The organism is Acidovorax sp. 22279 (assembly GCF_052045435.1).
Classification (GTDB): domain Bacteria; phylum Pseudomonadota; class Gammaproteobacteria; order Burkholderiales; family Burkholderiaceae_C; genus Acidovorax; species Acidovorax delafieldii.
In genome coordinates this window covers 56861-75680 of record NZ_JBQEOV010000018.1, presented here as the reverse complement: position 1 = coordinate 75680, position 18820 = coordinate 56861, and the positions used below count along the sequence as shown (strand labels likewise).

Annotated in this window: 17 protein-coding genes; 11 read left to right on the top strand and 6 right to left on the bottom strand. The window is 62.8% G+C overall.

The genetic code is table 11. From position 1 onward, the window contains the following. The 4 genes from ACTJKQ_RS20740 to sixA all read left to right on the top strand — a co-directional run bounded on the left by ACTJKQ_RS20740 (position 1) and on the right by sixA (position 4654). Entirely contained in the window at positions 1–870 is an 870-nt protein-coding gene (locus ACTJKQ_RS20740) for a UDP-2,3-diacylglucosamine diphosphatase (RefSeq protein ID WP_440597945.1), read from the top strand. Beyond that, positions 867–1958 carry a glycosyltransferase family 4 protein gene (locus ACTJKQ_RS20735; RefSeq protein WP_440597944.1) on the top strand — a complete coding sequence of 364 codons (1092 nt, stop codon included), beginning with the start codon at positions 867–869 and terminating at the stop codon, positions 1956–1958. Before ACTJKQ_RS20740 ends, ACTJKQ_RS20735 begins: the two co-directional genes overlap by 4 nt. A 174-nt stretch (positions 1959–2132) precedes the next feature. Further along, positions 2133–4193: a polyphosphate kinase 1 gene (gene ppk1, locus ACTJKQ_RS20730; RefSeq protein WP_440597943.1), complete on the top strand. Its 2061-nt coding sequence runs from the start codon at positions 2133–2135 to the stop codon at positions 4191–4193. Continuing rightward, entirely contained in the window at positions 4190–4654 is a 465-nt protein-coding gene (gene sixA, locus ACTJKQ_RS20725) for a phosphohistidine phosphatase SixA (RefSeq protein WP_056067241.1), read from the top strand. The genes ppk1 and sixA overlap by 4 nt, the downstream gene beginning before the upstream one ends. 64 nt (positions 4655–4718) lie before the next feature. Here the strand turns inward: sixA and ACTJKQ_RS20720 are convergent, their stop codons facing one another. Together ACTJKQ_RS20720 and ACTJKQ_RS20715 are read right to left on the bottom strand one after the other, a co-directional pair. After that, a complete protein-coding gene (locus tag ACTJKQ_RS20720; protein ID WP_056067243.1) occupies positions 4719–5246 on the bottom strand; it encodes a hypothetical protein in 528 nt (175 codons plus the stop codon). Between the two features lie 52 nt (positions 5247–5298). Further along, entirely contained in the window at positions 5299–6777 is a 1479-nt protein-coding gene (locus ACTJKQ_RS20715) for a Ppx/GppA phosphatase family protein (protein ID WP_440597942.1), read from the bottom strand. A gap of 264 nt (positions 6778–7041) precedes the next feature. Between ACTJKQ_RS20715 and pstS the strand changes: the two genes are divergently transcribed. From pstS to phoR, 7 genes are all read left to right on the top strand, one after another. Further along, complete coding sequence (pstS, locus tag ACTJKQ_RS20710) at positions 7042–8064, top strand: phosphate ABC transporter substrate-binding protein PstS (RefSeq protein ID WP_260666986.1); 1023 nt, start codon at positions 7042–7044, stop codon at positions 8062–8064. 109 nt (positions 8065–8173) lie between these two features. Further along, positions 8174–9163, top strand: coding sequence for a phosphate ABC transporter permease subunit PstC (gene pstC / locus ACTJKQ_RS20705; protein WP_369804293.1), 990 nt, complete (start codon positions 8174–8176; stop codon positions 9161–9163). Between the two features lie 41 nt (positions 9164–9204). After that, complete coding sequence (gene pstA / locus ACTJKQ_RS20700; protein ID WP_056067253.1) at positions 9205–10059, top strand: phosphate ABC transporter permease PstA; 855 nt, start codon at positions 9205–9207, stop codon at positions 10057–10059. 67 nt (positions 10060–10126) lie between these two features. Then, complete coding sequence (gene pstB / locus ACTJKQ_RS20695) at positions 10127–10909, top strand: phosphate ABC transporter ATP-binding protein PstB (RefSeq protein WP_056067255.1); 783 nt, start codon at positions 10127–10129, stop codon at positions 10907–10909. A gap of 11 nt (positions 10910–10920) precedes the next feature. Continuing rightward, entirely contained in the window at positions 10921–11622 is a 702-nt protein-coding gene (gene phoU / locus ACTJKQ_RS20690) for a phosphate signaling complex protein PhoU (protein ID WP_010457902.1), read from the top strand. Positions 11623–11643: 21 nt separating this feature from the next. Further along, positions 11644–12351: a phosphate regulon transcriptional regulator PhoB gene (gene phoB, locus ACTJKQ_RS20685; protein WP_015013590.1), complete on the top strand. Its 708-nt coding sequence runs from the start codon at positions 11644–11646 to the stop codon at positions 12349–12351. 154 nt (positions 12352–12505) lie between these two features. Then, positions 12506–13849: a phosphate regulon sensor histidine kinase PhoR gene (phoR, locus tag ACTJKQ_RS20680; protein WP_440597941.1), complete on the top strand. Its 1344-nt coding sequence runs from the start codon at positions 12506–12508 to the stop codon at positions 13847–13849. Here the strand turns inward: phoR and ACTJKQ_RS20675 are convergent. The 4 genes from ACTJKQ_RS20675 to rho form a co-directional block, all read right to left on the bottom strand. After that, positions 13803–15170, bottom strand: coding sequence for an MATE family efflux transporter (locus ACTJKQ_RS20675; RefSeq protein ID WP_440597940.1), 1368 nt, complete (start codon positions 15168–15170; stop codon positions 13803–13805). The two genes, phoR and ACTJKQ_RS20675, sit on opposite strands and share 47 nt — an antisense overlap. Continuing rightward, positions 15170–16870, bottom strand: a complete 1701-nt coding sequence (locus ACTJKQ_RS20670) for a hypothetical protein (protein WP_440597939.1) — start codon at positions 16868–16870, stop codon at positions 15170–15172. Before ACTJKQ_RS20670 ends, ACTJKQ_RS20675 begins: the two co-directional genes overlap by 1 nt. A 109-nt stretch (positions 16871–16979) precedes the next feature. Continuing rightward, entirely contained in the window at positions 16980–17234 is a 255-nt protein-coding gene (locus ACTJKQ_RS20665) for a type B 50S ribosomal protein L31 (protein ID WP_015013594.1), read from the bottom strand. 92 nt (positions 17235–17326) lie between these two features. Next, entirely contained in the window at positions 17327–18589 is a 1263-nt protein-coding gene (rho, locus tag ACTJKQ_RS20660; RefSeq protein ID WP_056067265.1) for a transcription termination factor Rho, read from the bottom strand. Positions 18590–18820 lie beyond the last annotated feature (231 nt).

Genomic DNA, 18820 nt, shown 5'->3' with positions numbered 1-18820 from the left:
GTGCGTGCCGCGTTCAACGCCCTGGGCCCTTGGTTGAACGAGTCCCAGGTGCCGCAGGATGCAGAGCCCGAGGCCCTTGCGGCGTTTGCCGGTCAACGCCGGTTCCGTGCGGTATTCATTTCGGATTTGCACCTCGGCACGCCTGGGTGTCAGGCTGAAGCGCTTCTGGATTTTCTGAAGCACCATCCCAGCGACCATCTGTACCTGGTGGGAGACATCGTGGATGGGTGGCAGTTGCGCCGCCGTTGGTTCTGGCCACAGGCGCACAACGATGTGGTGCAAAAGCTGTTGCGCCGCGCGCGCAAGGGGTGCCGCGTAGTGTTTGTTCCTGGTAACCACGACGAATTTGCCCGAGCCTTTGTGGGGCATTCTTTTGGCGGTATCGAGGTGGTGTCCGATGCTGTGCACACCACTGCAGATGGGCGCAGCCTGTGGGTCACGCATGGTGACCACTTTGATGGTGTGATCCAGTGTGCCAAATGGCTCGCCTACGTGGGTGACAACCTCTATGAATTCACGCTCAAGCTGAACCGCCATCTCAACATCTTTAGGGCGCGGATGGGGCTTCCGTATTGGTCTTTGTCAGCTTACCTGAAAGGCAAGGTAAAAAAGGCGCTCAACTACGTCACCGATTTTGAAGTGGCGGTGGCCGCAGAGGCCCGTCGCCGCGGGCATGACGGAGTGGTCTGCGGACATATCCACCGCGCAGAGATGCGCGAGATTGGTGGCACCTTGTATTGCAACGATGGCGACTGGGTGGAGAGCCACACAGCACTCGTCGAGCACCTTGATGGTCGGCTGGAGCTGTTGCAATGGCCCGCTGTGCCCGCAGCCAATCTGTCCAGCCAGGCCACACGGGTGTCCGCATGAAGATTGCGCTGCTGACTGATGCATGGCTGCCGCAGGTCAATGGCGTGGTGACCACTTTGGTCGAGTTGGTGCGAGAGCTGGAAGATGCCGGGCATGACGTGCAGGTGCTGCATCCTGGTCAGTTTTCTACCCGTCCTTGTCCCGGTTACGCTGGCATTGATCTAGCGGTGCGACCCTACAAGTTACTCACCCAGAAGTTGGACGCCCTGCAGCCCGATGCCATTCATCTGGCGACCGAGGGGCCTTTGGGCTGGGCGGGGCGTCGTTACTGTCTCAAGCGTGGCCTGGCATTCACCACAGCCTTTCACACAAGGTTTCCCGAGATTCTTCAGGCAGCCTTGCGCATACCACTGGGTTGGGGTTATGCGCTTTTCAGGCATTTTCATCGCCCTTCGTCGGGGGTGATGGTTCCTACGCAGGGTGTCTTGCAAATGCTGCAGCAGCGGGGCTTTCGCCAACTGCGGTTGTGGACGCACGGTGTGGACACCCAGGCGTTTCGCTTTCATGGTGAGGTCTTTCAGAGTCCGCTCACTGGCGTTCTGGCGCATCCTGTGGCGCTGTATGTGGGGCGCATTTCATATGAAAAGAACATCGATGCTTTTTTGCAGATGGACATGCCGGGCACGAAGGTGGTGTGTGGTGTAGGTCCGCTCGAGGCACGGCTGAAAGCCAAGCACCCGCAGGTACGCTGGCTTGGCATTCTGGACCGGGAGGCGCTGGCACAGGTCTACGCCTCGGCCGATGTCTTTGTGTTTCCGAGCCGCTCCGAAACCTTTGGGCTGGTCATGCTGGAGGCAATGGCTTGCGGCACGCCGGTCGCTGCCTTTCCTGAAGACGGTCCGCGGGAGGTCTTGGGTGCAGGGGACGGCAGGGTGCCGATGGGCGGCGTGTTGCACGCGAGCCTTCTGGCGGCCACGCAGCAGGCCTTGTCCATACCGAGATCCGAAGCACGAAGCCGGGCGCTGGAGTTCACCTGGGCACATGCGGCCAGGCTGTTTCAACAGTACCTGGTACCAGCCCGCTCCAGCTCGCAGGGAGTTTTCGTGTCTGTCACAAAGTCTGTCACGCAGTTGTCATCTGGGCGTTAAATACTGCAGCGATCCCGCAATTGCTGTACGCGCGTATCCATGCTGCCCCTGCCTCCTGTTGATTCCATCCCTTTGCAGCGCGAGCACCCCGATGCTGTCGGGGACTCCTCGCACGCCGTGTCACATGACAACGATTTTGCGGCTGTGGGGGCTGTCACGGGCGTTGCCCCCCACATGTTTCTGGACCGCGACCACAGCATCCTGGCATTTAACGAACGCGTGTTCGACTGGGCGGTTCGCACAGATGTCCCGCTGCTGGAGCGGCTGCGCTACCTGTGCATCGTGTCATCCAACCTCGACGAGTTTTTCGAAGTACGTGCTGCAGCGCACATCACGGCGGCCAAGAAGGGCGAGACCAAGGGGCTCTACACCGCAGCGTCGTTCGAGGCCCTGTCCGCCCAGGTCCACGACCTGGTAGAGCGGCAATACGCGCTGTACAACGACGCACTGGTTCCCGCATTTGCAAAGCATGGGATACGTATCGTGGCGCATGGTGACCGCACCGCAGAGCAGAGGCGGTGGGTGCACGAGTATTTTGCGCGCGAGGTCCGTCCCTTGTTGATTCCGGTGGGACTCGACCCGGCCCACCCTTTTCCGCAGGTGGCTAATAAGTCGTTGAACTTCATAGTGCGTCTCAAGGGGCATGATGCCTTCGGCCGCGAGAACGAAATCGCCATCGTTAAGGTGCCGCGTGCACTGCCCCGCCTGATCCGCATGCCAAAGAAGGTTGCGTCCGACGGGGCGTTGTTCGTCAGCTTGTCCAGCATCGTGCGTGCCCATTTGGAAGACCTCTTTCCTGGCCGCGAAGTGACGGAGTTTTCCCAGTTTCGTGTCACACGCCACTCCGATCTGGCACTGGACGAAGAGGATGTGCGTAACCTGCGCACCGCCTTGCGGCAAGGCCTGCAGCACCGCCATTACGGGCAGGCTGTGCGCCTGGAAGTCTCTGCGGGTTGCTCTCGCTTCCTGTCCGACTTCTTGTTGCAGCAATTTGATCTGCCCAACGCGGCCTTGTACCGTGTACATGGTCCTGTGAACTTGGTGCGCCTCAATCAGCTGGTGGACTTGGTGAACGATCCCGCGTTGCTGTTCCCGCCATGGAGTTCCGCTTGGCCACGTCAGCTCCAGCCAGGGGTGTCCATCATGGGCCAACTGCGCGAGCGCGACGTGTTGATCCACCAGCCGTTCGAGAGCTTTGATGGTTTGCTTGCGTTCCTGCGGGAGGCTGTGAATGACCCGGACGTGCTGGTCATCAAACAGACCATTTACCGCACGGGCGCCGACTCCGAACTCATGGACCTGCTCAGCGAGGCGGTACGCCGAGGCAAGGAGGTGATGGCGGTGGTGGAGCTGAAAGCACGCTTTGACGAGGAGGCCAACATCAATTGGGCAGAGGCGCTGGAGTCGATTGGGGCGCAGGTGGTCTATGGCGTCGTGGGCCTCAAGACCCACGCGAAGATGCTGCTCGTCACGCGCCGTGAAGGGAGGCAGTTACGCCGTTACGGCCATCTCTCCACTGGCAACTACAACGTGCGCACGGCCAAGCTGTACACCGACCTGAGTTACCTCACGGCAGATGAAGAAACCACTGCCGATATGGACGGTGTTTTCAATCACCTGGCCAGCCAGAACCGGCCTCCCAAGCTGCGCAAGCTCATGCTGGCACCGTTCCATTTGCATCGCCGCATGATCGAAAAAATCGAGCGCGTGGGATTGGCTGCCAGCCGCGGGGAAGACGCACGGATCGTTGCCAAGATGAATGCCCTGACCGACGAGGGATTGATGCGGGCGTTGATCCTCGCTGGGCAGCGCGGCGCACGCATCGATCTGATTGTGCGCGGGGCCTGCATGCTGGCTCCGCAGGTGCCGGGAGTGACGGACAACATCCGGGTGCGCTCGGTGATTGGTCGGTTCCTGGAGCACACGCGTGTTTTCTATTTCCGCGCGGGGGGCGAAGAAGACCTCTATCTGTCGAGTGCCGATTGGATGAACCGCAACATGATGCGCCGCGTCGAGCTGGCGTGGCCGGTGACTGACCCCAAGCTGCGCCAGCAGATCATTGATGAATGTTTGGTGGCCTACCTGTGTGATGACCGCGATGCCTGGACGTTGAATGCCGCAGGCGTCTACGACCGCGCTGTGCAGCCGGTGGACGGTAGTGGTGCCCAAAACGCGTTGATGGTGCGCTATGGGCCACGGCCTGCTCTGGGTCGCGAGGAGCCAGGGGTCGCATGATGGATTTGATCCTTTGGCGTCATGCCGAGGCGGAAGAGGCAGAAGACGGTAGCGATGATCTTGCACGCCCGCTCACGGCCCGGGGCGAGAAGCAGGCGGCGCGCATGGCGGCCTGGCTTGATCGTCAACTGCCGGAAGGCCTGAGGGTGGTGGCAAGTCCAGCGCGGCGGACTGAGCAAACTGCCCACGCTTTGGGCCGCAAATTCAAGATGCGCGCCGAGTTGTTGCCTGGCGGTACACCACAGGATTTGCTAGAGCTCGTGCAATGGCCGCGTGCCAAGGGCGCTGTTCTGGTGGTGGGGCATCAGCCCATGCTGGGCCAGACCGTTGCCCAGTTGTTGCAACTACAGGCCCCCGAGTGCCCTGTGCGCAAGGGCTCCGTGTGGTGGTTGCGCCAGCGCCAGCGCTGGGACCACAGCCAGACCGTGCTCATGGCAGTGCAGTCACCGGAGTTTCTTTAGCTTACCCGGCGATGTCCGAGAGCCCGAAGCCGTGCCCCTGGACACGCCGTGTCTCGGGACAGATTTACTTGCGTCCTGCTTTGCCGTTGGTCTTGGTCGTTGCCTTTGCAGTGACAGATGGCGCGGCTTCAGCTGTGTCGGCCTTTGGACGACCGGTCTTGATGGAAGGCACAGCTTGCAAAGCGCTGCGCAACGCGCTGTCTGACAGACCTGCCAGCACCTTGAGCCCTGCGCGCAACAGCTCGCTTTTCTTGACGGGGTGGGCCAGTGCTGTGGCACGGTCTTTCAGGGTGTCGAGCACCGCGTACTCGTCTTTGGGGATGGTGAAGCTGTCACGGACCAGCTTGGGCTTTTTGCCCTTGGGCTCGGTGGCCTTGGTGGGTTTCACTGCGGAAGCTGCCTTGGTCGCGGTGGCTGGCTTGGAGGCTGGCGCCTTTTCTGCCACGGCCTTTTTTGCGGGCTTTGCAGCCTTGGATGCCTTTGGAGCCTTGGGTGCCGTTTCCGGCTTGGTTGGCTTGGCTGCCTTGGCGGGCTGGGCAGCGGGCGCGGCGGGGGTGACGACGGGGCTGGGGGTTGTGGTGGCAGTGGTCATGACAGAAGATTGATAAACGGTATAAACAGTTTATATCGTTTATTGTTTTCCCTCAAGGCATGCCCACAGCCAGCTCCCAGGGGGTTTTTTGCCAGGCTTGAATTTCTTCGCGCAGAAGGTGGGCCGACTGTGGGTATGCCATGGCCCATCCCGGGCGAGCGCTGACCTCAAATCGCTGCCTGTCCAGCTGCAACAACAGTCCTTTGGTATCGGGCTCCCGGCGTGCATGGCAGAGCGCCACGGCCAAGCGCAAGCACAAGAGCTGCAGCACAAAAATCGGATCGTCGAGTTCCACCCCCAGCTTTCGTACCTTGCCCCGCTGCCCCTGCACCAGCACTCCCAGGCGGTGCAGTTCTGGCACCGCAAAACCAGCGGCGTCAGTGTTGTCGAGAATGTAAGCGCCGTGTCGGTGGTAGTCGCTGTGGGAAATGCGGCAGCCAATCTCATGCAGGCGGGCTGCCCAGTCCAGCTTGCGGCTGGCACGTTCGCTCCCGGGTGGAGCAGCCTGGTCAAACAGTGCGCAGGCGGTGCGCGCCACGCGGTCTGCATGCTCCATGTCCACGCCAAACCGCTGCATTAGCCCTTGGACGGTGGTGGTGCGAAGGTCGGTGCCGGGTTGCTCCCGATCCAGAAGGTCATACAAGGCGCCCTGGCGTAGTGCTCCTTGCGCTACCTGCATCTCATGGATGTCCAGCAGGTCAAACACGGCGCGCAGCACGCTGATGCCCCCCCCGATGACTGCACGGCGCTCTTCCTTGAGTCCGTCCATGCGCAGCCGGTCGGCACTCTGGGCGCGGAGCAAACGCTCCCGCAGCCAGTTCAGCCCATCGCGGGTGATCAGACCCGGCGAACCTCCTGCGGCGGACAGAATGTCCCCCACGGCGCCCGCCGTGCCAGACGACCCATAGGCAACATCCCATGCATCGGGGCGAAAAGTCTCCAGCGCCTCATCGAGTACCGCCTTGGCAGCAATCTCCGCCGCCAGGAAGGCCTGGGCAGAGAACTCTCCTTTGGCAAAGTACCGTTGTGACCAAGCGACGCTGCCAACCCGGAAAGAGGCCACCGCGTGGGGCGTGAACTGCTCGCCGAGGATCAATTCGGTGGACCGACCTCCGATATCCACCACCAGGCGGCGCTCGTCCGACTGAGGCAGCAATCGGGCTACGCCCTGGTAAATCAACCGGGCTTCTTCGGGGCCAGACACCACATCGATAGGGTATCCCAGCACCTCACTGCCGCGTGACAGGAATTCTTCGCGATTGCGTGCTTCACGCAGTGTTTGAGTGGCCACTGCACGCACCTGCGCGCGGGGAAAGCCCGCCAGGCGCTCGCCAAAGCGCGCCAGACAAGCCCAGCCGCGCTCCATGGCGTCGCGAGTCAGGTTGCGGTCTTCATCCAGCCCGTTGCCCTGGCGCACGGTTTCCTTGAGGTATTCCACCCGCTGGACGTGTCCGAACTCATAGCGCCCGATTTCCAGGCGAAAACTGTTGGAGCCGAGATCGACTGCGGCGAGGCGTGTGCCGTTCTGCATGTGTGTTTGGTGGGAGCTGCGTGCGGCATCGTACCGCGATGCGCTTGGCCTGACCCGAAGCGCGGGCCGCCATCGGCTGGGCGGGCAAGTGACCGGGAGATGGCGGGAGTGTGACGAGGTTGTGTGACGCATTCATGACGCCAGCGATGCCGCGTCATGAGGGGTGTTGCAATGGTCTGAGGATGGTCTTTTGTGTCACTGAATTGTCACGATAGGCCTCTAGAGTTCGCTCTGTTCCTGTTAACCCCTGCCGAAAGGTACCTCATGAAACGCGTATTTCTCAAAACCGTCGCAGTAGCTCTGGCCGCCCTGGCAGTGGGCAACGCCTTTGCGGCAGACATCACCGGCGCCGGCGCTACGTTCCCCTTCCCGATGTACGCCAAGTGGGCTGAAGCCTACAAGAAGGAAACCGGCGTGGGTCTGAACTACCAGTCCATCGGTTCCTCGGGTGGTATTCGCCAGATCCGCGCCAAGACCGTGGCTTTTGGCGCTACCGATGCCCCCCTGTCGGGCGCTGAACTGGAAAAAGACGGCATGGTGCAGTTTCCTGCCATCATCGGTGGCACCGTGCCTGTGGTGAATCTGGACGGTTTCAAGCCAGGCGAACTGCGCGTGACCGGCGCCGTCCTGGCCGAAATGTATCTGGGCAAGATCACCAAGTGGAACGATGCCAAGCTGGCAGCCCTGAACCCCGGCAAGACGCTGCCCGACCAGAACATCACCATCGTGCACCGCGCCGATGGCTCTGGCACCACGTTCAACTGGACCGACTACCTGAGCTCTGTCAGCAAGGAATGGGCTGATACGGTGGGCAAGGGTGCTGCAGTGAAATGGCCTGCTCAGTCTTCGGTGGGAGGCAAGGGCAATGAAGGTGTTGCGGCCAACGTGACCCGTGTAAAGGGTGCCCTGGGCTACGTGGAGTACGCCTACGTCAAGAAGAACAACATGACGTTCCTGCAACTGCAGAACGCTGATGGCAAGTATGTGGCGCCCGACGATGCCACCTTTGCAGCGGCTGCTGCGAGCGCTGACTGGTTCAGCGTGCCTGGCATGGGTATTTCGATGGTGAACGCCAAGGGTGCCAACAGCTGGCCCGTGAGCACGGCATCCTTCATCCTCATGTACGCCGACCCCGCAGACAAAGCCCAGTCAGCCGAAGTCCTGAAATTCTTTGACTGGGCCTTCAAGAACGGCAAGACCATGGCTGCTGACCTGGACTACGTGCCGCTGCCTGACGCTCTGACGGCGCAGATCCGTTCCAAGGTCTGGTCGCAAATCAAGAAGTAAGCGGTTTGCCCCAGAATAGTGCCCATCGGCCGGCTGGTCTGACCGATGGGCGCTGGTTTGTGGGGTCTCCAGAAGCCAGATGGGAGTCAACATGAGCGTGGGAACCACCATGAGTTCGCAACCCGTGTCCGTCAAGATGACGGACGCCCCCACACCGTCCATGGTGTCGATTGCCAAGCGGCAGCGCCTGCAGGACATCGTTTTCCATCGGCTGACCCAGAGCCTGTCGCTGCTGGTGCTGGTGGCGCTGCTGGGCATCATCGTTTCGCTGTTCATCTACGCGTGGCCGGCTTTTCACAAGTTCGGTATCCAGTTCATCTGGCGCGCTGAGTGGGACATCATCAATGAAGAATTTGGTGCGGCGATTGCCATCGTCGGCACCCTGGCCAGCGCAGGCATTGCACTGCTGATCGCCGTTCCGTTGGCGTTCGGCATTGCACTGTTCCTGACCGAAACTTGCCCTGTTTGGCTGCGCCGCCCGCTCGGCACGGCGGTGGAATTGCTGGCAGCCGTTCCGTCCATCATCTACGGCATGTTCGGCCTGTTCGTGTTTGCGCCATTGTTTGCAGACCATTTCCAGGTACCCGTGCAAAAGCTGCTCGGCTCCATGCCGCTGGTCGGCTTCCTGTTTGGCGGCAGTACCAACGGCTTTGGCATCCTGGCCGCGGGCATCGTGCTGGCCTTCATGGTGTTGCCTTTTGTGGCTGCTGTGATGCGCGATGTGTTCGAGATTGTTCCCCCCATCCTGCGCGAGTCCGCCTATGGCCTGGGTTGCACGACCTGGGAGGTGGTGCGTCGCGTGGTGCTGCCCTACACGCAGAAGGGCGTGATTGGCGGAGTGATGCTGGGCCTGGGCCGGGCCTTGGGCGAGACCATGGCCGTCACTTTTGTGATCGGCAATGCCAACCGCATGCCCACCTCGCTGTTTTCGCCAGGTACTTCCATCGCATCCACGCTGGCCAATGAGTTTGGCGAGGCGGCGGACTTTCATTTGTCCACGCTGTTTGCCCTGGGCTTCCTGCTGTTTGTGATCACGTTTGTGGTGCTGTCGGCCGCCAAGATCATGCTGCTGCGCGCCGAGAAGGCCAAGGGCCTGTAAGCCCTGCAGCCCGCTCCCGACCCTCTTCAGAGACGAGCTCCATGGAATTCAATCAACAACTCTACAAAAAGCGTCAGCGCTCCAACGCCATTGGCCTGACCCTGTCACTGGGCGCCATGGCACTGGGCCTGTTCGTGCTGCTCTGGATCCTGAGCGTGCTCCTGTCCAACGGTTTTGCCGCTTTGGACTGGAACATGTTCACTCAGTCCACCCCAGCGCCCGGCTCCGACGGCGGTGGCCTGGCCAACGCCATCGTGGGCAGCCTGCTGATGGTGGGCTTCACCGTGCTGGTGTCCACGCCCATCGGCGTGCTGGCGGGGGTGTACCTGGCCGAATACGGGGACCAGAGCAAGACCGCCGAACTGACCCGCTTTGTGACGGACATCATGCTGTCGGCCCCCTCCATCGTGCTGGGCCTGTTCGTATATGCCATTGCGGTCGCTACCGTGGGCAACTTCTCGGGCTGGGCGGGCAGCCTGGCGCTCTCGCTCATCGCCGTGCCTGTGGTGGTGCGTACCACCGAGAACATGCTGCGCCTGGTGCCTGGCAGCCTGCGCGAAGCGGCCTTTGCCCTCGGCGCACCGCGCTGGAAGGTCTCGACCATGGTCACCCTGCGTGCTGCTCGCAGCGGCGTGATGACTGGCCTGCTGCTGGCTGTGGCCCGCATCAGTGGCGAGACAGCACCCCTGCTGTTCACCGCGCTCAACAACCAGTTCTTCAGCACCAACATGAATGCGCCCATGGCCAACCTGCCGGTCGTGATCTTCCAGTTTGCGCTGAGCCCGTACGAGAACTGGGTTCGCCTGGCCTGGGGCGGTGCGCTGCTCATCACGCTGTCGGTGCTGATCCTAAACGTCGTGGCGCGGGTGTTCCTGCGCGAAAAGAATCGCGTGTGATTCCCTTTGCTAATCCGGCCAACGCCAACGCCATCGACAAGACTGCCTCCATTTTCAGGAATTGACAATGAACGCCACTGCTACCGCCACTGCCAGCAAGAACGCGCTGGAGCTGCGTAACCTGAGTTTTTTCTACGGCAAGTTCCAGGGCCTGCGCAACGTGAGCCTGGACATCGCCGAGCACAAGGTCACTGCCTTCATCGGCCCCTCGGGCTGTGGCAAGTCCACGCTGCTGCGCACGCTCAACCGCATGTACAGCCTGTATCCCGGCCAGCGCGCCGAAGGCTCCATCAGCTTCTACGGCCAGGACATCCTGGACCCCAAGCAGGACATCAACCTGCTGCGCGCCCGCATCGGCATGGTGTTCCAGAAGCCCACGCCGTTCCCCATGTCCATCTACGACAACATCGCGTTTGGCGTGAAGCTTTACGAGACGCTGAGCAAGAGCGAGATGGACGACCGCGTGGAGTGGGCACTGTCCAAGGCCGCACTGTGGACCGAGGTGAAGGACAAGCTGCACCAGAGCGGCCTGTCGCTCTCCGGCGGCCAGCAGCAGCGCCTGTGCATTGCGCGCAGCGTGGCGGTGAAGCCTTCGGTGCTGTTGCTCGACGAGCCCACCTCGGCGTTGGACCCGTTGTCCACCGCCAAGATCGAAGAGCTGATCGACGAGCTCAAGCACGACTACACCATTGCGATCGTGACCCACAACATGCAGCAGGCCGCCCGCTGCAGCGACTTCACCGCCTACATGTACCTGGGCGAGATGATCGAGTTCGGTGCGACCGAGCAGATCTTCTTCAAGCCCGAGCGCAAAGAAACCGAAGACTACATCACCGGCCGTTTCGGCTAAGGAGACAGCAGATGCCCGATAAACATCTTTCCTCCCAGTTCGACAGCGAACTCAACAGCGTCTCTGCCCGCGTTATGGAAATGGGCGGCTTGGTGGAGTCGCAGATTCGCCAGGCGGTGTACGCGCTGTCGCAATTCAGCCTGGAGGCCGTGGAGACGGTGGCTTCGATGGAGACCCGCATCAATGCCATGGAGGTCGAGATCGACCAGGAGCTGTCCTCCATCATCGCCCGCCGCCAGCCCACCGCGCGTGACCTGCGCCTGCTGCTGGCTTTCTCCAAGGCCACGGCCAATCTGGAGCGCATGGGCGACGAAGCCAACAAGATGGCGCGCATGGTGCGCTCCATCATCGAAGGCGGCGCCCCGCGCTCGTTGCCATCGAGCGACCTGCGGGTGGCGGCCGAGCTGGCCTCGGGCCAGCTGCGCAAGACGCTGGATGCGTTTGCACGGCTGGACGTGAAGGCGGCGGTCGCCATCCTCAAGGAGGACGACCTCATCGACAAGGAGTTCGACGGGTTCGTGCGCAAGCTCATCACCTACATGATGGAAGACCCCCGCACCATCTCGCCCAGCCTGGATTTGCTGTTCCTCGCCAAGGCCATCGAGCGCATTGGCGACCATTCCAAGAACGTGGCCGAGCTCATCATCTATCTGGTCAAGGGCAAGGACGTGCGCCACACAGCCCTCGACGAGATCGAGTCGGCAGTGCTGTAAGTACGGGGCGCTGAAATCACCATGAGAAAGCTTCCCCGTGTCCTCATCGTCGAGGACGAACCTGCGATTGCCGAACTGATTGCAGTCAACCTGCGCCACAACGGTTTCCAGCCCTTCTGGGCGGAAGACGGCGACAGCGCGCAGCGCGAGCTGGATGCCGTGCTGCCCGATGTGATCCTGCTGGACTGGATGCTGCCCGGGCAAAGCGGTCTGTCGCTGGCGCGCAAGTGGCGTGCAGACAGCCGCACCAAGCCCATCCCCATCCTCATGCTCACCGCGCGTGGGGATGAGCCGGACAAGGTGGCGGGGCTCGACGCCGGTGCGGACGACTACATCACCAAGCCCTTTTCCACGCAGGAGCTGCTGGCCCGCATCCGCGCGGTCCTGCGCCGCCGCGCACCTGAGCAGGTGAGCGACAGCGTGAGCATTGGCGAGCTGGTGCTGGATGCTGCGACCTACCGGGTCACCTTCCAGGGGCAGCCCCTGAAGGTGGGCCCCACCGAGTTCAAGCTGCTGCATTTCTTGATGAAGCACGCCGAGCGTGTGCACAGCCGGTCGCAGCTGCTCGACAAGGTGTGGGGCGACCATGTCTTCATCGAGGAACGCACGGTGGACGTGCATGTCAAGCGCCTGCGCGAGGCCCTGGGTGCAGCCTCCGTGATGGTGGAAACGGTGCGCGGCGCGGGCTACCGGCTCACTGCACAACCCCAGGTGCCGCTGTCGGCCTGATGGGCAGGCGGCCTGCCGCCTGTGAGTGATGCGACGCGCTCGATGGCTGGCCACTGCGGTCGGCGTGCATCGGTGGTGGCGATGGATGGATGTGATGGATCAATGGGCGCGAGTGTCGCGCCCCTGGCGTTTCTGAGAAGGCTTTGCAATCCGCATGCTGTGGCGTATTTCGTTTTTCCTGCTGTGGCAGTTGGCGGGTGGTGGCCTGGGGTGGTGGCAAGGCGGGCCCTGGGGTGCCGCACTGGGGGCCGCCATTGCTGCCTGGGCGTGGTTCGTGTGGGACCTGCTGCGGGGCGTGCGGGTGCTGCGCTGGTTGCGCACGGGCGATCTGGCATCGGTGCCGTCCATGCGTGGCATCTGGGGCGAGGCGGCGGACCGTGCGCGGCGTCTGCTGCGCAAGCAGGAGGCGCAGATACGAGACAGCCAGGACCGTTTGCAGGAGATCCTGGCCGCCCTGCAGGCCTCCCCCAACGGCGTGGTGCTGCTGGACGCGCAGGGCCGCATCGAATGGTGCAACCAGATGGCAGCCAACCAGTTTGGCTTTGACGCGCAGCGCGACGTCATGCAGTCCATCGGCAATCTGCTGCGCAACCCTGAATTCACGGCTTACTTTGCTGCCAAGGATTTCACCAGCGATGTGGTCCTGGAGGGGCGCCTGAGCACGCCGTCGCGGCCCGTACGCATCTCGGTGCACCTGCACCCCTACGGCGATGGCCGCACGCTGCTGCTGTCGCGCGACGTGACGGCGCTGGAGCAGGCCGACGCGATGCGGAGAGACTTTGTAGCCAATGTGTCGCACGAGATCCGCACACCCCTCACGGTGCTCACTGGTTTTGTCGAAACCTTGCAGACCTTGCCGCTGAGCGCCGACGAGCGCTCGCGCTACTTGGGCATGATGGCGCAGCAGGCGCAGCGCATGCAAAGTGTGGTGCAGGACCTGCTCACGCTGTCGCGGCTGGAGGGCAGCCCGCTGCCCGGCATGGCCGAATGGACGCCTGTTCAGTCACTGATGCAGCGTTGCGAGGAAGAGGGCCGCGCCCTGTCGGCGCTGCTCACACAGAACCAGCAGCGTCCCCATGCGATGCGCTTTCCGGCGGCCGATCTGCTGCGGGCCGAAGGCGAGATTGCTGGTGTGCCTGCCGAACTGCAAAGCGCCTTGTCCAACCTCGTCAACAACGCGGTGCGCTACACACCCGGCGGGGGTTCCATCGAGGTGCAGTGGCTGCGCAAGGACGATGGCAGTGCCGTGTTCTCCGTGCATGACACCGGCCCCGGCATTGCGCCCGAGCACATCCCGCGCCTGACGGAGCGCTTTTACCGGGTGGACCGCAGCCGTTCGCGCGAGACCGGAGGCACCGGCCTGGGCCTGGCCATCGTCAAGCATGTGCTGCAGCGCCATGGCGCCACGCTGGACATCGCGAGCACGCTGGGCAAGGGCTCGGTGTTTTCGGTCACTTTCCCGGCCAACCGTTTGCGGGGTTTTTCCTTGCCGGGTTGATGGCTCGCCAGAGCATGGCGACGAACAGCAGTGCGGTGACTGCGAGCGCCGCTGCGCTGGCCGCCCAGAAGGGAGTGGGCGAAGCCACACCCGACCAAGGCCCGCTGCCCCCATACGCCAGCCAGTAGCCGCCCGTCAGGCCAGCCCCCCACAACAGCGCGCAGTACACCACCAGTGGCGCCAGCGTGATGCGGTAGCAGCGCAGCACAAACACGCACAGCGTCTGCACCGCATCGGCAGCGTGGTACGCCGCCACCCAGACCAGCACCGTGCCGGCCACGGCTGCCACGCTGGCGTTGTCTGTGTAGATCTGGCTGATTGAGTGTCTTGCTATCAATAATATAGCTGCCAAAGCAATACCCACTAGTGCAGCAAGCGAAAAACCCATCAAAACCACCTGGCGGGCTCGCTGGGGCTGCTGTGCGCCCAGCCAGTAGCTCACCCGCGCGCTGGTGGCGATGGAAAGCGACAGCGGCACCATGTAGAGCACGGCAGCCATGTTGGCGGCGATCTGGTGGGCGGCCGCGGAGGTGGTGCCCTGGCGCGCGATGAACAAGGCCATCAGGGTGAAGGAGGTCACCTCCACCATCACGGCCAGCCCTGCTGGAATGCCGAGCCTGGCAAAGCCTGCAATCGTGGGCCAGTGCGGGGGCTCCATGCGGCGCCACAGCCCCAGGGGGGTGTAGATGTCCTGCGTGCGCAGCAGCCACAAAGCGAGGGCCAGCATGCTGCAGTTGACGACCAGCGTGGCCCAGGCGCAGCCCACCACCCCCTGTGCAGGCAGACCCCCGCCGCCAAAGGTGAACCACACCGACAGCGGCAGCTTGATCAGCAGCGAGCCCACCTGTAGCCAGGTGACCAGACGCGGATGGCCCAGGGCCTGGTTGAGGGTGCTGTAGATGCGAAACAGCAGGGCGGGTGGGAGTGCCAGTGCCAGCACAGCCAGGTAGTTTTCTACCTGCGGGCGAAGCGCAGGGGGGACCTCCGTCCAGCGCAACAGCGCGCCTGGCGATAGCAGCACCGCCATGCCCACCACTGAAGCAGCAGCGCACAGGTACAAGGCCTGTCGCAGTGATCGGCCTACGGCCTCAGGCTGTTGCGCGCCGCGCTGTTCGGCCCACACGGGGAGGAGTGCCTGCAGCACGCCGATCAGTGCGACGTACACACTGATGAAGATGGCCGACCCCACGGACAGCGCGGCCAGTGACGATTCGCTGTAGCGCCCCGCCACGATGGTGTCCGTCACCCCGAAGGCCATGACCGCCAATTGCCCCGCCAGCACGGTCACGGCGTGCCGGGTGATGGTGGACAGCTCCGACATTAGCGGGCCGGGGCCGCACGGCGGAACAGCAGCAGGTTCTCGTTCTTGTCGGTGGGGCGGGGCAGAGTGGCCCGGGCTTCCCACAGCTCAGCGCGGACCATGCGCTCGGACGCGGGCCAGGAGGCGCTGTCCACCAGCAGCCACTGGCATTCATCCTGCAGACCCGCGCGCTGCAGCGACAGCTGTCCATGGAACTGCAGAGCCGCCACCTGAGCACGGTTCAGCCCCACGGTCTGAATGCACCCGGGCTCCGGCCCCAGGGCTGCCACCACACTGCGCACCTGCGGACCATAGCTGCGTGCGTAGTCCAGTAGGGGCAGCCACAGGGTCATCAGCAAAAGCCAGCCCAGGGCAGCACCACCTGCGGGCAGCACCAGGCTCTTCCAGATGGGGGCCCGGTTGCGGGACGCACGCCACCACGCCAGACCACACCAACCCACAGTGGCCGCCACGGCCACCAGCAAAGCCAGTGCAGAAAACTGCGGCACGAAACCGGGCGCCAGCTTGGCCACGTTGGCGGCAGGTTTGGCAGGCACCCCGGTCTGCATGGCAATCCAGATCACCCAGATTGCGAGGGCCGATGCGGTGAAGAACAGCAGAGTGAACCAGTCGATCAAGGCCCCCACGCTGCGGCGCAGCGTAGGCAGGGCAAAGGCTGCCAGCGCAGCCAGGGCGGGCAGGCCCAGCAGCAATGCCCGGTCGGCCGGCTGGGTGGTGATGGTGGCGCCAATCGACACCAGAGTGAACCACAGGGGCAGCAGCAGGTGCCGTTGGCCAGGGCGGCTGAAGATCTGCTGGCGCCAGCGCCACAAGGTCCACAGTGCCAGTGGCCAGGCCGGCCAGCCAAACCACAGCAGCAGGCGCGCCAGGCTCAGCCAGTCCTTGCCACCACCATCGAACCCCACAACACGCCAGCGCCACAGGTCCAGCCCTTGGGCCAGGGCGGCCGCTGCCAGCGTGGCTGCGGCCAGCACGGCGGCCCAGCGCCAGCGGCGGTCGGTGTTGCCAGCGGGCGCAAACAGTGCCAGCAACGCGCCACCCATGCCCAATAACGTCGTGAGTGCGGGGGCTCCGGACAGCGTGAGCCCGGCCATGCCCAGCACCAGGGCCACGGCGGGCGCCACGGTACGGTGGGGCATGGCGGCCACCGCAAAAAACAGCAAAGCGGTGCAGCCAAGCTGTGCCAGATAGCTCGTGACCTCATGCGAGAGCTGCGCCAGGCCCAGGCAGGCGATCAGCGCCAGCAAGGCGCCATCGGCAATCGCGCGCGCATAGTCGAGGGGAGAGGCCTCACCCCCAAAAGCAAACGCGACCGGTTGGGCGCCCGGGCTGCGGGCCAGGTAATACACGCCATACCAGGTGGCCATCAGGGTGATGACCAGGAGCGCAATGAACGGTATGCGGGCCGCCATCTCCGGCGACAGCCAGGCCGGTGCCATCTGCACGGCCCACGCCCCCAGCCAGTAAGGCAGCAGCCCTTCGGTTTCGGGGGGCATGCCACCGAGCAGCGGACTGAGCCAGGGAGTACGTCCCTGGGCGAGCTCCAGCATGTAGCCAAAGGCGGTGACGTCTGCGTTCTTCCACGGATCCCGGCCCACAAAGCCGGGCACTACGTAGGCAATGCACAGCAGCAGCAGAGCCCAGCGGGGCAGGGGGCTGACGGCGTTCTGGGTAACGATGGCGGGGGTGGGTGGAGTCACGCGGCAGTGGGTGGCTGGGCAAAGGAGCCACCGAGAATAAAGGCAAAACCCATGAAAAAAGGCAGCCCGGTTGCCCGGGCTGCCTTTTTGGCGGGATCGCAGGGGCGAATTACTTCGCTGCGGTCTTGCCGAAACGGTTGCGGAAGCGCTCCACGCGGCCACCCATGTTGTCCACGGACTTTTGCGTGCCAGTGTAGAAGGGGTGCGACTCAGAAGAGGTATCCAGCTTGAACAGCGGGTATTCCTTGCCTTCGTGGGTTTCGGTTTCCTTGGTGTTCACGCACGAGCGGGTCACGAACTTGAAACCGTTGGACAGGTCCACGAACAGAACTTCGCGGTAGTTGGGGTGAATGCCTTCTTTCATGATCTTCCTTTGAGTCAACTGCGGGAGCCGCACCGGCCAGTCCGATGTACTTTCCGCAAGAAAAAGCCCTCTATTATTGCACAGGCTGAGAATTAGCCCCCGCGACGCATCATGTCGAAGAAGTCCACATTGGTCTTGGTGGCCTTCATGTTCTTGATCATGAGCTCCATGGACTCGATCTCGTCCATGTTGTACATGAACTGGCGAAGGATGCGGGTCTTTTGCAGGATCTCGGGGGCCAGCAGCAGTTCTTCGCGGCGTGTGCCGCTCTTGTTGAGCTCGATGGCAGGGAACACGCGCTTTTCGTAGAGGCGGCGGTTCAGGTGGATTTCGCAGTTGCCCGTGCCCTTGAATTCTTCAAAAATCACTTCATCCATGCGGCTACCGGTATCGACCAGCGCCGTGGCGATGATGGTGAGCGAACCACCTTCCTCAACCTTGCGCGCAGCGCCAAAGAAGCGCTTGGGGCGCTGGAGTGCGGCGGCATCCACACCACCGGACAGCACCTTGCCGCTCGACGGCACCACGTTGTTGTAGGCGCGGGCCAGGCGGGTGATGGAGTCGAGCAGGATCACCACGTCCTTCTTGAGCTCGACCAGGCGCTTGGCGCGCTCGATCACCATCTCGGCCACGTGCACGTGGCGGGCGGCGGGCTCGTCGAAGGTGGAGGCGATGATTTCGCCTTTGACCGTGCGCTGCATTTCGGTCACTTCTTCAGGGCGCTCGTCCACCAGCAGCACCATCAGGTGCACGTCGGGGTTGTTGGCCGTAATGGCGTGGGCGATGTGCTGCATCATCACCGTCTTGCCGCTCTTGGGCGGCGCGACGATCAGCGCACGCTGGCCGCGGCCAATGGGCGCGATGATGTCGATGATGCGGCCGGTGATGTTCTCTTCACTCTTGACGTCGCGCTCCAGTCGCATCTGCTCCTTGGGGAACAGGGGCGTCAGGTTTTCGAACATCACCTTGTGCTTGTTTTGCTCTGGGGGGCCGTCGTTGACCTTGTCGAGCTTGGTCAGTGCAAAGTAGCGCTCGCCGTCCTTGGGCGTGCGCACTTCACCTTCGATCATGTCGCCGGTGTGCAAGTTGAAGCGACGCACCTGGCTGGGGCTGATGTAAATATCGTCCGTGCTGGCGGTGAAGCTGGTGTCCGGGCTGCGCAGAAAGCCGAAGCCATCAGGCAGGATTTCCAGCACGCCGTCTGCAAACACCTGCTCACCCGCCTTGGCGCGCTTCTTGATGATGGCAAACATCAACTCCTGCTTGCGCATGCGGCCCGTGTTTTCGATTTCGAGTTCTTCGGCCTGCTTCAGGACTTCAGACACGTGCAGTGCCTTGAGTTCGTTTAAGTGCATGGATTGACTCCTTGGCGGAGCTGGTATGAATCTTGGGGGAGGTGGGCTGATGCCGAATGGGCTGCTGTTTGCAGGTCCGGCTCGCCAGGGATCTTGGTCCGGCTGCCAATGCATGCAGCCCGGTGATCTGTGGGAATTATGACAGGAAAAAATGCGGGGGCCTCAGGGGCGCAAGGTGTGAGGTTGCGCAACTGCCAGCGTGTTGTTTCCCCGCAGGTCTATCGCTTAACA